11 protein-coding genes are annotated in these 12,456 nt (G+C 59.9%); 6 read left to right on the top strand and 5 right to left on the bottom strand.

Annotation, left to right across the window (positions count from 1 at the left end; genetic code table 11):
• The first annotated feature begins 237 nt into the window (after positions 1-237).
• The gene (locus tag ACQ4W6_RS06235; RefSeq protein ID WP_436566308.1) at positions 238-1,248 is read left to right on the top strand and encodes a hypothetical protein; all 1,011 of its coding nucleotides are present in this window, start codon (positions 238-240) and stop codon (positions 1,246-1,248) included.
• A gap of 564 nt (positions 1,249-1,812) precedes the next feature.
• Here the strand turns inward: ACQ4W6_RS06235 and ACQ4W6_RS06230 are convergent.
• Together ACQ4W6_RS06230 and ACQ4W6_RS06225 are read right to left on the bottom strand one after the other, a co-directional pair.
• Positions 1,813-2,172 carry a beta/gamma crystallin-related protein gene (locus ACQ4W6_RS06230; RefSeq protein WP_436566307.1) on the bottom strand — a complete coding sequence of 120 codons (360 nt, stop codon included), beginning with the start codon at positions 2,170-2,172 and terminating at the stop codon, positions 1,813-1,815.
• Between the two features lie 150 nt (positions 2,173-2,322).
• On the bottom strand, positions 2,323-3,279 hold the full coding sequence (locus ACQ4W6_RS06225; protein WP_436566306.1) for a beta/gamma crystallin family protein: 957 nt from the start codon (positions 3,277-3,279) through the stop codon (positions 2,323-2,325).
• Between the two features lie 199 nt (positions 3,280-3,478).
• On the opposite strand from ACQ4W6_RS06225, the gene ACQ4W6_RS06220 reads away from it, so the two are divergent.
• Positions 3,479-4,873, top strand: a complete 1,395-nt coding sequence (locus ACQ4W6_RS06220) for an MATE family efflux transporter (RefSeq protein ID WP_436566305.1) — start codon at positions 3,479-3,481, stop codon at positions 4,871-4,873.
• A 204-nt stretch (positions 4,874-5,077) separates the two neighbouring features.
• On the top strand, positions 5,078-7,285 hold the full coding sequence (locus tag ACQ4W6_RS06215; RefSeq protein ID WP_436566304.1) for a S9 family peptidase: 2,208 nt from the start codon (positions 5,078-5,080) through the stop codon (positions 7,283-7,285).
• Positions 7,286-7,369: 84 nt separating this feature from the next.
• Here the strand turns inward: ACQ4W6_RS06215 and ACQ4W6_RS06210 are convergent, their stop codons facing one another.
• Both ACQ4W6_RS06210 and ACQ4W6_RS06205 read right to left on the bottom strand, forming a co-directional pair.
• Positions 7,370-7,555, bottom strand: a complete 186-nt coding sequence (locus ACQ4W6_RS06210; RefSeq protein WP_436566303.1) for a CsbD family protein — start codon at positions 7,553-7,555, stop codon at positions 7,370-7,372.
• 184 nt (positions 7,556-7,739) lie between these two features.
• On the bottom strand, positions 7,740-8,375 hold the full coding sequence (locus tag ACQ4W6_RS06205) for a class I SAM-dependent methyltransferase (protein WP_436566302.1): 636 nt from the start codon (positions 8,373-8,375) through the stop codon (positions 7,740-7,742).
• A gap of 237 nt (positions 8,376-8,612) precedes the next feature.
• Here ACQ4W6_RS06205 and ACQ4W6_RS06200 point away from each other — a divergent pair, with 237 nt between their 5' ends.
• Positions 8,613-8,909, top strand: a complete 297-nt coding sequence (locus ACQ4W6_RS06200) for a flagellar protein FliT (RefSeq protein ID WP_436566301.1) — start codon at positions 8,613-8,615, stop codon at positions 8,907-8,909.
• A 445-nt stretch (positions 8,910-9,354) separates the two neighbouring features.
• On the opposite strand, the gene ACQ4W6_RS06195 is transcribed toward ACQ4W6_RS06200, so the two are convergent.
• Positions 9,355-10,509 (bottom strand): type IV pilus assembly protein FimV, encoded by a 1,155-nt coding sequence (locus ACQ4W6_RS06195; RefSeq protein WP_436566300.1) that lies wholly within the window; start codon positions 10,507-10,509, stop codon positions 9,355-9,357.
• A gap of 167 nt (positions 10,510-10,676) precedes the next feature.
• Between ACQ4W6_RS06195 and fumC the strand changes: the two genes are divergently transcribed.
• Positions 10,677-12,071 (top strand): class II fumarate hydratase, encoded by a 1,395-nt coding sequence (gene fumC / locus ACQ4W6_RS06190; RefSeq protein ID WP_436566320.1) that lies wholly within the window; start codon positions 10,677-10,679, stop codon positions 12,069-12,071.
• A 94-nt stretch (positions 12,072-12,165) separates the two neighbouring features.
• On the top strand, positions 12,166-12,387 hold the full coding sequence (locus ACQ4W6_RS06185) for an RNA-binding S4 domain-containing protein (protein ID WP_436566299.1): 222 nt from the start codon (positions 12,166-12,168) through the stop codon (positions 12,385-12,387).
• Positions 12,388-12,456 lie beyond the last annotated feature (69 nt).

The following is a 12,456-nucleotide window of genomic DNA, read 5'->3' as shown; positions in this document are numbered from 1 at the left end:
TCGTTTGCCATTTGCGCGTCCAAATATCGAAAGTAAACGCCTTTCTTGGCAGGTTTACAAGCAATATTTTTGCCCTATGGCCTAACCGACCACTTATCCTTCATGCAATCGCCCTGGGACTTAATGCGGAATCTAGGGTAGTCAACTTGTCCGGTGCTACACTCGGCGCAGGCGATTGTCCGGCTAGCCGGATTCTAGACAAGTCATTCTCCCTTCGACAGCATACGAGATCATTCGATGACCAATCAACGAGTACCGATGTACCCTAGAGACGGAGGTGGATCTTTCAAGCTTCCGTCTACAAAGGAAGGCGCAATCCAGCGTATGGTGCATCTAGGTGATTTTATGGAAGTCTACACCCCCGAGGAAAGCTTCAAGGTACAAACCCCGGAGTCGGTTGACCCAGCTCGCACGAACGCAAACGCCATGTGGGTGGTTGCGAAAGTTGCAGACGTAGGCTCAGCATCGCCCATAGTAGCGCGAACAATAATCCAAGCACACGACATTTTGCGAGACCGCATGGTATTAAAAGACGATGCTCGCATAGCTGTCCACAAGTTGATGCACAAGATAAAGAATAGTCTTCTTCAGTGTGAACTGGCGCAAGACATCTATCTAGAGTCGGAACACAAAGCTGGTGATCTATTCAGTAGTACGGATCAGCCAGCGAATGAAAAGGCCTATAAAAATTTTCCAGTTGTGCCAGCCATAGACGAAAAAATAACTAATTTCTTAACTCCCGCACGACGCGTAGTAACTGACGTACTTCAAGTTCCGGGTTTTTTCTGGGATCTAAAGAGGCAGCATAGTACGCTTGATAATCTAATCACTAAGGAGCTGATACCACTTCTCGGAAGAGATCATCGTATGGTAGATTTTTTTACGTCGATAGTTCCTGATATCTCAAGAATCGTCAATTTTAGAAACGGCCAGGAACATGTCAGCACGACTAAAGGCACTCCGCTCGTTATAAGGAATTTTTTCCTGCTCCCCACAAATGAAGTGCATGTCCCTATCTGGAATCTGGAGGATGAACAGCCAACATCGATAGTTGATGAATTACCTATAATGCTTAATAATCTTTTGATCTTCGCTGAGACGATGTTGATTGCTTGTATTGAGTCAAACTTGCCAGACTTTCCGCCGATGCTTATGCAGCAGATCGAGGTACCGAAGCCCCTTTGTCCAGTAAAATACCAGCTAGTAGTAGATGCTAGTAAATTTCAGCTCCGCACAAACAAGACCTAACTGTTAAAGCTATTACAGAACATGATTGAAGTACCAGCATCAACCGCACAAAACGGCGCATTTAACCACACGAGTTATCCGAAGTAAGCAATGGGATTACAAGACACAGAAAGAAACCTATCAAGATAGCTTCGATTGGGGTATTGGCTGAGAAGCGCTCGCCTGTAGCGCATTGCACAGTTAGATCGAAAAGCCAGATGAGTAAAGCAGTCGCATCAATGCCATTAGTCGATGGCGGCGAGTTGTTCAAGTGGTGAAGAAGTGAATTACGTGATCGTGGAAATTGTGAAATACGACGCGGAAAAATTTCACAAATTTCGTGCAGAATTTGCACAAAAGGTCTTGATGCCTGGAAATCCGCATGTTTCCTAGCTTTCTGCCGATCCTCTAGTTAGTCCTTGTAATCCACCGTGCCTGCTCCCCATGGTTGAACCGCCTGTGGGAAGAGTACACGAATTGGCCGAAAGACAGCGGGCGCACAATACAACAGCGCCCGCGGGACACGGGTCGCACGGGCGCCTGAAAGGGGCATGGGGAACGCTTAGCGCACCTGGCGCAGCGACATCAATGGCGGCGTGGAGGTTGGTTTGGTTCGTGCCTGCCATTACCGCCACGGCGCACTTCGCGTACCGAGGAAATCGCATCGTTCATCGGCACGGTCTTGTAGCGGCCCGGTTGCAGCACGCGGCAGCCGCCACGATATCTGGCATCCTTGCACACTTCCCAGGTGCCCGAGCGCACGATCACGCTCGATGTTTTGTCATTGAAACCCTGGCGCGACAAATCGCTCGCATCGGAACGCACGCTCAGGCTGCGGCCGTGAAAATTGGCATCCTGGAACAAGATAATCTCACCGGCAAAGGCGGCCACAGGGGCAAGAAAAGCGGCGGCGCAGAACAGGACAGGCCGGAAAGATCGAAACATGGGACCTCCAAGAAATGAATGATATTTACGCCAGTGTAGACCAGGCGGCAGGCGGCGAGTGTAACGATGTCAGCACACGCCAGGGAATGTAAAAACCGCCTGGCGGGATATACCCGGCAGACGGCCTGTCAGCATGACGCCATGGGAAAATCAGCGCACGCGGCGCAGCGAGGAAATCTGGTTTTCCAGGCCGTTCAGGCTGCCATACTGGCCCGGCCCGATCACTTCGCAGCGGCCGCGGAAGTGCGAGTCGCTGCACACTTGCCACTCGCCCTCGTTGACGACGATGGACGAAGCACGGTCGTTAAAGTTGAGGCGCACCAGGTCTTCCGCGTTGCTGTCCAGCGCCAGCGGTTCGCCGCGCATGCCCGCATCGGGGAACAGCAGGATGGCGCCGCGCTGCTGGTATTGTGGCTGCAGGTTCTGCTGCTCATATTGCTGCTCATATTGCTGCTGGCGCCGCGCTGCGCGTTCGTCGACCATGCGCGCCGACGAGACGCGTCCATCGAGGCCGCGTCCCAGGTCGTCGTGGCGGCCAGGGCCAAACACGCGGCAGGTGCCCTGGAAATTCGAATCGCTGCACAATTGCCAGTAGCCATTCGAGATGGCGATGCTGGTGGTGCGGTCGTTGAAGCCGATACTGATGAAATCGTCCGCGTCGCGGTTCAGGCGCGCCGAGCCGCCATTCTGGCCCGCGCCCGAATACACTTCCAGGGTCGAGCCGCGGCCATAGCCGCCATTACCGCCATAGCCACGATCGGGATCGCGTCCCGGGCGCCCGTAATCATTGCCGCGCCCCGTTTCGCGCACCGAGGTGATGGCGTCATTCATGCCCGGCAGCGAGCGGTATTCGCCCGGCCCCAACGTCTTGCAATTGCCGCGAAAACCGGAATCGGTGCACACATCCCAGCTGCCCGAACGCACCAGGATGCTGGAGGCCTTGTCGTTGAAGCCCAGGCGCGACAGATCGTCCGTTGTTTCGCGCACGGTCACCGCGCGGCCACGGAAATTATCATCCTCGAACAGGGTGATTTCGCCTGCATGGGCGCCGAGATGGATGAGGAAAGTGGCTGCACACAGCAGGGCTTGGCTAAGCGGGCGGTTCATGGGGAAGGTCTCCGTTAATTAATGTCTTGCTACTCTTGCCAGTGTAGCCGCCTGATGGAAAAACGGTGTAACAAATGTGGGGAAATACACAATAATTTGTTACCAAAAGAAAATGCCACCCGCGCCGGCATGCGGCTGCACGGGGGGACAAGTTGGCACAATATCAGTAGAATCGCGTGTTTAGTCACCGTCGCTGCCCATGCCCCACACTACCTCGTTCACCCTGCCCGCCATCCGCACAGAAGTTTCCTCGCTGTGGAAGCTGGCCTGGCCCATCCTGATCGGCCAGCTGGCCACCGTCGGCATGGGGGCGGCCGACGTGGCCATGACGGGGCACACCAATCCCGAGGAGCTGGCGGCCGTGTCGCTGGGCGCGGCCATCTGGTCCATCGTGCTCATCACCGTGAGCGGCATCATGATGGCGATCAATACGCTGGTGGCGCATGAAATCGGCGCGGCGCGCCACGACAAGGTGCCGCACATCGTGCGCCAGTCGCTGTGGAAGGCGCTGGCCGTGGGCCTGGTGGCGTGTTTGCTGACGAACATGGCGGCGCTGGTGTTCGACCACCTGATGCTCGATCCTGCCGTCGCGGCCAAGGCCAAGCTGTTCGTGCACATCATCAGCTGCGCCCTGCCGCCGTTCGCCGCCTACCGCGCGCTGTACGGCTACAGCACCAGCATCAACCAGACCAAGCCCGTGATGCTCATCGCACTGGCCGCGCTGGGCCTGAACATCCTGATCAACTATCTGCTGATCTACGGCCACTGGGGCTTGCCCAAGCTGGGCGGCATCGGCTGCGCCGTGGCCACCACCTGCTGCGTGTGGATGATGCTCGTGGCCATGCTGGCCTGGATCAAATACGCGCCCGCCTACCGTCCCACCTACCCGTTCACGCACTGGGAATGGCCGCAAGTGGCGTCCATCGGCCCCATGCTGCGCCTGGGCCTGCCCATCGGCGTGACTTATTTTGCCGAAGTGAGCGCGTTTGGCGTCATCAGCCTGCTGGTAGCGCGCTTCGGCGTGATCCAGGTATCGGCGCACCAGATTGCCCTCAATTTCTCGTCCGTCGTCTTCATGGTGCCGCTCACCTTCGGCATCGCGCTGGTGACGCGCGTGGGCCATGCCGTGGGCGAAGCCAATTTGCGCCGCGCCCGCTTCATCTCGTGGGTGGGCGTGGCCATGTCGCTGACGGCGGCCATCGTCTCGGCCACCATCATCACCGTCTTCCGCCACCAGATCGCGCAAGCGTATACCTCCGACCCGCAGGTACAGGCGCTGTGCGCGCAGCTGCTGCTATTCGCCGCCCTGTTCCAACTGTCCGACGCGACGCAGGTGGCCACCTCGTGCGCGATTCGCGGCTACAAGGTGACGCGCCAGCCGATGCTGATCCAGCTGCTGGCCTTCTGGGGCTTCTCGCTGCCCATCGGCTATGTGCTGGGACTGGCGCCGGCCGGCTTCATCTGGTCGCCGGCCGAGCCGATGGCCGCCGCCGGTTTCTGGATCGGCCTGGTCACGGGATTGACGGTGGCCGCCGTGCTGCTGACCTGGTATCTGAACCGGCTGTCGCTGCGCCGGCTGCACGAAGGCCATTGAATGAACAGGCGGCGCGCAATGAATGCGCGCCGCCTGCCCTGCTTGACCATACAAAGCATCAGCATCCTTCAGTTTCCGCCAAAGTAAAGTAGGCAATCCCCGGCTTATTCCGTGGCCTGCCCTATCGCATTAAACGCCGTGCTCTGGTATCGTTTGCCGTCAAGAATTGTTCTTGACCAATCTTTTACCATCACCGAGACATCCATGCGTTTTATTCTTTGTTTTCTGGCCGCGATGGCCAGTGTTCCCGCATCGGCTGAAAAGCTGACCCTGGAACGCATCCACGCCGATCCTGCGCTGGCCGGCCCCGGCGTGCGCAATCTGAAGGTCTCGCCCGACGGCGAGCGCGTCACGTTCCTGCGCGGCCGCACCGACAACCAGTTCCAGCTCGACCTGTGGGAATTCAAGCTGAAGGACAAGAGCACGCACCGCCTGGTCGATTCCAAGGCGCTGGTGCCGAATGAAACGATTTCGCCCGAAGAGCAGGCGCGCCGCGAACGCGAGCGCACGGCCAGCCTGAACGGCATTCTCAGCTACAGCTGGTCGCCCGATGGCAAGCAGCTGCTGGTGCCGCTGGCCGGCAATCTGTACCTGGTCGATGCGGCCCACCCGGACAAGGCGCGCCTGGTCGCCAAGGGCAATGTTCTCGATCCGAAAATCTCGCCGAAAGGCCGCTACGTGTCGTTTGTGCGCGATCAAAACATCTATGTGATCGACCTCAAGACGGACAAGGAACGCCAGCTGACGACCGACGGCAAGGGCACCATCCACAACGGCGAAGCTGAATTCGTGGCGCAAGAAGAAATGGCCCAGCGCACCGGCTATTACTGGGCCCCGGACGATAGCGCCATCGCGTATAAACGCTATGACGAAGCGCCCGTGCCCGTGGTGCGCCGCTTCGAAATCTTCGCCGACCGCACCGACGTCGTCGAGCAGCGCTACCCGGCCGCCGGCGACCCAAACGTGCTGGTGCAACTGCTGATCGTATCGCCTGAAACGGGCGTGCAGCGCCAGGTGGACCTGGGCACGAACCCGGACATTTACCTGGTGCGCGCCGACTGGAGCGCGGACAGCCAGTCGCTGGTTTACCAGCGCCAGTCGCGCGACCAGAAGACGCTCGACTTGATCGCCGTCAATGCTGCCACCCTGGCGCAGCGTACCTTGCTGACAGAGACATCGACAACCTGGGTCAGCATCCATGACGACCTGCGCTTCCTAGCCAACGGCCAGTTCCTGTGGTCGTCCGAGCGCACGGGCCACAACCATCTGTACCTGTACGACATGAGCGGCAAGCTGCTGCACCCGGTGACCTCCGGCGCATGGGGCATCGACAGCGTGCTGGCGGTGAACCAGAAAACCGGCAAGGTGTTCGTTGCCTCGAACCGCGACGCCGTGATCGACAAGCAGACCTACGCCCTGGCGCTCGATGGCAGCACGGCCGACAAGCCGCAGCGCGTGACCCGCGCCGATGGCTGGCACGACACGACCTTTGCCAGCAACGGCGCCGTCTTCGTCGATACGTATTCCGACCCGGCCACGCCGCCGCAAGTGAGCATCCACCGCCAAGACGGCACGATGGTGGGCTGGCTGGAAGAAAATGCGCTCAACGCCAGCCACCCATACGCGAAATACAAGGCCGATCATTTGCCGACGGAATATGGCACGCTGAAATCGAACGATGGCCAGACCCTGTATTACTCGCTGCTGAAACCGTCGAACTTCGACGCGGGCAAGCGCTACCCAGTCTTCCTGTCGACCTATGGCGGCCCGCACTCGCAGCACGTGGCGCGCCGCTGGGGCAACAACTTCGACCAGTACATGGCGCAGCAGGGTTTTGTCGTCTTCCGCCTGGATAACCGTGGTTCCTCGCGCCGCGAGCGCGCCTTCACGGACGCGATTTATCGCAACCTGGGCAAAGCGGAAGTGGCCGATCAACTGGTCGGCATCGACTGGCTGGGCAAGCAAGGCTTCGTCGACCCGAAACGCATCGGCGTGTTTGGTTGGAGCTACGGCGGCTTCATGACCCTGCGCCTGCTGTCCGCCGCATCAGACAAGATCGCCATGGGCGTCTCGGTAGCGCCCGTGACCGACTGGTCGCTGTATGACACCCATTACACTGAGCAGTTTCTCGGCATGCCGAAGGAAAACGTGGATGGCTACCAGAAGAGCACCGTGTTCGCCCACCTCGACGGCTTGACTTCGCCGCTGCTGCTGGTGCACGGCATGGCCGACGATAACGTGCTGTTTACCAACAGCACGCGCTTGATCGACGCGCTGGTCAACCGTGGCGTGCAGTTCGACCTGATGACGTATCCGGGCGCCAAGCACGGCATCTCGTCGCGCGCGGGCCAGCGCCACGTGTACAAGAAAATCGAAACGTTCTTCAAGCAAAACCTGGGTGTGGCGAAGTAAGTTTGACCTGCATCCAGTAGAAATCAAATAAAAACCGCCGCCTGTCTCGCGACAGGCGGCGGTTTTTTTATGCTTGCGCCAGAATTACGGCTTGCGCGTGACCGTTTCTACGGCATCTTTCACATCGCCAACTTTCTTTTGTACCTTGCCTTCGACCTGGTTTGACAGGCCCTTGGCTTGCTGTTCTTCGCTGCCGACCAGTTTGCCAGCTTGTTCCTGGATTTTACCGCCGACTTCCTTCAGCTTACCTTCGACTTGATCTTTGTTCATGATGACATCCTCACTGTAGTTGGTACCTCTGTGGTCCGGCCTCAGGGGCCGGCACTGCGGCTCACACGCCAGTTCAAAACTGCTTGCTGCGTGTCGATGAGTCCATACTACGCCCGATGTCGCAAAGACTATGTACGCTTCCTAACACATGCTCACTGCAGGTACTCCAGCCCTACTCCAACGCTTACAGCGCCTTGCGCCACACCGTCGCCAGCCACGGCTGTTGCTCGCGCGGCAAGCCTGGCGGCCGGTAATATTGCTCGATCAGGCTAAAACCGGCCGCCTGCACATACGCGGCCCAACGTTCCTCGTCATGGTAGCTGCCATAGCGCGCGCCGTTCCAACCCTCCTGGTTGTGGCCGCGCGGATTCGAGCTGAACAGCACGCCGCCCGGTTTCAGGCACGCATGCAGCGCGCGCAGCACGCCCGGCAAGGCGGCGCTGGGCACGTGGAACAGCACGGCATTGGCGAAGACGCCGTCGAACTGCGCGGCGGGCAGGTCGAGGTTGACAAAATCCTGCTGCCATACGCTGCAGCCGCTGTAGGCGCGCGCCATCTCGACGAAACGCGGGCAGCCATCGACGCCCGTCGCATGGTGGCCCATGGCGGTGAACGCCTTCAAGTCACGGCCCGGGCCGCAGCCCAGGTCAAGAAGCTCCAGCGGAGCGGGCTTATTGATGGCATGCAGCAGCGCATCGATATTCTGGCTGACATCGTGGTCGCGCGTGCCTTCAAAAAACTGCTCGGCGCTGGCGTCGTAATGGGCCAGCGTGCGGCTGGTGATGGCGTGGATGGGGTCTTGCGGTGGGTTCGGCTTCATGGCGCTCCTCATAGATAGCAGCATTTTACGGTGTTGGCGCGCGCTTGTTGCGCAGGTGCTGCTGCGCTCGGCCGGCATAGCCAAGCGAGCATCCATGCAGGTTGTCAGGCGATTCTGGCAAGCCAGGACACTCTTTTGAAATTATTGACACTTTTTTTCAAAAAAACCCTCAAGTTCCGAATGCGGCTGCCGTTAATCTAGACAAGCGGTAATCCATTCACTTTCACGGGTGTGCTCATGACCTCCAACGACGTTCTCTCGATGTACGAAAATATTGCAGGACTGACCAATAACATGGTTGCGGCCGCACGTACGAACGACTGGAATGGCTTGAATACCCTGGAAAACCAGTGCGCCAGTGCCGCCAGCGCCGCCCTGCCAGGCAGCGTGCCTGCCCTCGCTGGCGCCGCACGCCTGCGCAAGATCGATTTATTGAAGCAAATCCTGGCGAATGACCGCGAAATCCGCACCATCACGGAACCATGGATGGCGCAACTGGCCAGCGTGATGCCGGCATCGCGCGCCTGCATGTAAGACGGGACGGCCACGGCGCATACAAGAAAAGCACCCGCGGGTGCTTTTTTTACGTCTGCCGCCATGGCAAGGTGCGCTGCCGTGGCACGCTGCGGCGCGCTACGCGCAATACATTATTTACAAGAGGGGGGGGGGAATTTGGAAGGCGAACCCCAGGTATCTCCTGGCGTCGCCTCGCTGCCGGTTGCATCCGGCGTCCGCGAGCACATCGTTGGCATCGCAGACCGCTTCCAGACCCAGGCGTTTATGCAACGCTACACCTGTTTTCCGCGCCACACTATCGTTGGTGGCTGCGCCAGGCTGGGACTGTTTTGTCGTAGAGCAAGTCCACTGAATTAATTATATCGCCATCTTTAAAAAATTAGCAACACCGCTGCAGCGTTTTTCATGCATTTTTCTCAATATCTTTTTTTAGATCAAATTTTTTCGCGACTTGACCGCATGGCTAGCGCGAAAACGGTGCTGCCACGGACTCGCCGCCCGCCGCTTCCGCCTCATTCACTTCCATCGCCACCGCCTCCGTCAGGACGGGCACCTGCTTCTTGCGTCGGAACGGCTTGCGCAGCAAGACCCAGTATTTCGACGGCGCCGCTGGCTCACCCGCCTCCTTACGCTTGCGCAAGACATACACGATGAACGCCGTCAGCAACAAAAATGCCACTGTGCCACCCCCCAGCCACAGCAAACCATTGCCGCCCGCTTTCTGCTCGGCAACTGGTGGCGGCAAAGGCCTGGGCTTGGCATGCGCTGGCGCAGCATCACCCGGCACGGCGGCGCGCGCTACAGCCGTGGCAGGCAGCGCCAACGCTTGCTGCAGGACGCCGATCTTGCCTTCCAGTTCGCCCAGCTTGTCGTTGAGGGCCGCGTTTTTCTGGTCCAGCACCAGGCAAGCTACAGCCTGCCCCTGCCCCTGTCCCAGTCCCTGCGCTGCATTGGCCTGCGGCGCGCATGCCGCCACCGGCGCGGCAGGACGGCGCAGCGCTGGCGCACGCACGGCCATGGGCGGGCGGACTGCCTGAACCGCGCTACGCGGCATGGCGGGCGGCGCAACAAACACGCTGGCAGGGCGCAGCAGTCCTGCGGCACGCGCGCGCGCCGCCAGCGCGGCGGCATCGGGCGCTGCGGGAGATTCTGGCACTATTGGCGATACTGGCAATATTGGCGCTGGCGCAGGCTTGAGCGGTGCGATGGCCGCCGCTGGCGCAGGCGTCAGCCACAACGTTGCCAGGCGCACGATGGCGCTGCCGCCATTGCCCAGCAACAAGTACATATGCACGTGGCCAGCCCGGATCGCCTGCTGGGTACTCACGCGCACATAGCGGCGCCCATCGCGCTCGACCGGCGTGACAGTCAATGCCTGCAGGGCCGTATCCATGCTGATGCCGCCGCCCCGGTACACATCGGGCGAGGCGAGGCGCACGGCCACGCCGTTCACTTCCCCGGGCGCCAGGGCCGTCAATTCGATCTCGGCCAGCAGAGGCTGGCCCACATGCGACAGCACCGTCACCTCACCCAGTTCGGCCGCCATGGCAGGCGGCAACGCCAGGCTGGCGGCGGTGCACGCGATCAGGGTCCAACGGTTAAAGACGTTACTTGGCATGGACTGATCGCTTTGATAATAAATAATGGGAACTCGCCTGTCTTTAACGGCAGGAAATCGCAGAAATGTAGCCAGGCCAGGAAAAAATGATGCAATACAGCATCATCCTGTGCCTTTTTGGCGCCTGGAGTACACTCGATCCACCCACCATCGATGAAAGAGATGCCATGAGCAGCAGAATCGAACGCGACAGTTTTGGCCCGATCGACGTAGCCGCCGAGCGGCTTTGGGGAGCGCAAACGCAGCGCTCGCTTGAGCACTTCCATATCTCCACGGAAAAGATGCCACCCGAACTGATCGCCGCCCTGGCCACCGTCAAGCGCGCGGCCGCCCACGTCAACCTGGACCTGGGCTTATTGGATGGCAAGAAGGCTGTGGCCATCACGCAGGCGGCCGATGAAGTGCTGGCCGGCAAGCATGACGCCGAGTTCCCCCTGGCCGTGTGGCAGACGGGCTCTGGCACGCAAAGCAATATGAACATGAATGAAGTACTGGCCAACCGTGGTTCCGAACTGATCGGCGGCTTGCGCGGCGCCGAGCGCTTGCTGCACCCGAACGACGACGTCAACCTGGGCCAGTCCTCGAACGACATCTTCCCCACCGCCATCCACGTGGCGGCTGCCTTGGCCGTCGCCAACAGCGTCTTGCCACCGCTGCGCCAGCTGCGCGCCACGCTGGACGCGAAGGCCACGCAATTTGCCGACATCGTCAAGATCGGCCGCACCCACCTGCAAGATGCGACGCCGCTGACCCTGGGCCAGGAATTTTCCGGCTACGTGGCGCAGCTGGACTTTGCCGAGCACATTATCACCGCGTCCCTGCCGCCGCTGCTGCAACTGGCCGCCGGCGGCACGGCCGTGGGCACGGGCTTGAATGCCCACGTGGAATTTGCCAGCCGCATCGCCTTTGAGCTGGCGCGCCTGACGGGCCAGCCGTTCGAGACGGCGAGCAACAAGTTTGCCGCCCTGGCCGCCCACGATGCGCTCGTCGCCGCCCACGGCGCCCTGAAAACCCTGGCCACGGCGCTGATGAAAATCGCCAACGATGTGCGCTGGATGGCCTCAGGCCCCCGCTCGGGCCTCGGTGAAATCACGATACCCGAAAACGAGCCGGGCAGCTCCATCATGCCGGGCAAGGTCAATCCGACCCAGTGCGAAGCGCTGACCATGCTGTGCTGCCAGGTGTTTGGCAACGACGTCGCCATCACGGTGGGCGGCGCCTCGGGCAATTTCGAGCTGAATGTCTTCAAGCCCTTGATCGCGCACAATTTCCTGCAAAGCGCGCGCCTCCTGGGCGATGGCATGCGCAGCTTCGACGAGCATTGCGCGCATGGCATCGCGCCGAACCGCGAGCGCATCGCCGAACTGATGGAACGTTCCCTGATGCTGGTCACGGCCCTGGCGCCGCACATCGGCTACGACAAGGCCGCGCAAATTGCCAAGCAGGCCCAGCACGAAGGCACGACCTTGAAAGAAGCGGCGCTGGCGCTGGGCTTCCTGACGGAGGAGCAATTTGGCGCGTGGATCGTGCCGTTGGAGATGACGCGCCCCAACAAAAGCTGAATGCACCCTGCATTGCTGGCGGCTTCAGGTAAACTATGGATTAGTTTAGTTCGCCATCAAGTGTTTAAAACACATCATTGCAATAAGGGATACAATGCAAAAAGTAAGCTTTGAACTAACATCCGAGTTCGTCGAGCTGAACCAGCTATTGAAGCTGGTCGGCCTGTGCGACAGCGGGGGCGCAGGCAAGGTCATGGTCGATAGCGGCGTAGTGAAGGTCGATGGCAAGAAGGAATTGCGCAAGACTGCCAAGATCCGCGCCGGCCAGCTCGTCAGCGTGGGCGATATCCGTATCACGGTCGTCGCTCCCGCCTGATCCCGGCATGGGGCGCGCGAGCGGCCCATGCTTCCAGCCCGCCCGGATGCCTGACTCAAGCTGCCACGA

The sequence above is a fragment of the Janthinobacterium woesei genome (assembly GCF_051380875.1).
GTDB lineage: Bacteria > Pseudomonadota > Gammaproteobacteria > Burkholderiales > Burkholderiaceae_D > Janthinobacterium.
Note: the sequence above shows the minus strand (reverse complement) of the source record. Positions and strands in the feature narration are given on the sequence as shown.

What these genes read in the sequence shown, in the direction of transcription:
- ACQ4W6_RS06185 (WP_436566299.1), top strand. Translation starts at nt 12,166, where the DNA reads ATGCAAAAAGTAAGCTTTGAACTAACATCCGAGTTCGTCGAGCTGAAC.
- ACQ4W6_RS06235 (WP_436566308.1), top strand. Translation starts at nt 238, where the DNA reads ATGACCAATCAACGAGTACCGATGTACCCTAGAGACGGAGGTGGATCT.
- ACQ4W6_RS06205 (WP_436566302.1), bottom strand. Translation starts at nt 8,375, where the DNA reads ATGAAGCCGAACCCACCGCAAGACCCCATCCACGCCATCACCAGCCGC.
- fumC (WP_436566320.1), top strand. Translation starts at nt 10,677, where the DNA reads ATGAGCAGCAGAATCGAACGCGACAGTTTTGGCCCGATCGACGTAGCC.
- ACQ4W6_RS06220 (WP_436566305.1), top strand. Translation starts at nt 3,479, where the DNA reads ATGCCCCACACTACCTCGTTCACCCTGCCCGCCATCCGCACAGAAGTT.
- ACQ4W6_RS06210 (WP_436566303.1), bottom strand. Translation starts at nt 7,555, where the DNA reads ATGAACAAAGATCAAGTCGAAGGTAAGCTGAAGGAAGTCGGCGGTAAA.
- ACQ4W6_RS06195 (WP_436566300.1), bottom strand. Translation starts at nt 10,509, where the DNA reads ATGCCAAGTAACGTCTTTAACCGTTGGACCCTGATCGCGTGCACCGCC.
- ACQ4W6_RS06230 (WP_436566307.1), bottom strand. Translation starts at nt 2,172, where the DNA reads ATGTTTCGATCTTTCCGGCCTGTCCTGTTCTGCGCCGCCGCTTTTCTT.
- ACQ4W6_RS06200 (WP_436566301.1), top strand. Translation starts at nt 8,613, where the DNA reads ATGACCTCCAACGACGTTCTCTCGATGTACGAAAATATTGCAGGACTG.
- ACQ4W6_RS06225 (WP_436566306.1), bottom strand. Translation starts at nt 3,279, where the DNA reads ATGAACCGCCCGCTTAGCCAAGCCCTGCTGTGTGCAGCCACTTTCCTC.
- ACQ4W6_RS06215 (WP_436566304.1), top strand. Translation starts at nt 5,078, where the DNA reads ATGCGTTTTATTCTTTGTTTTCTGGCCGCGATGGCCAGTGTTCCCGCA.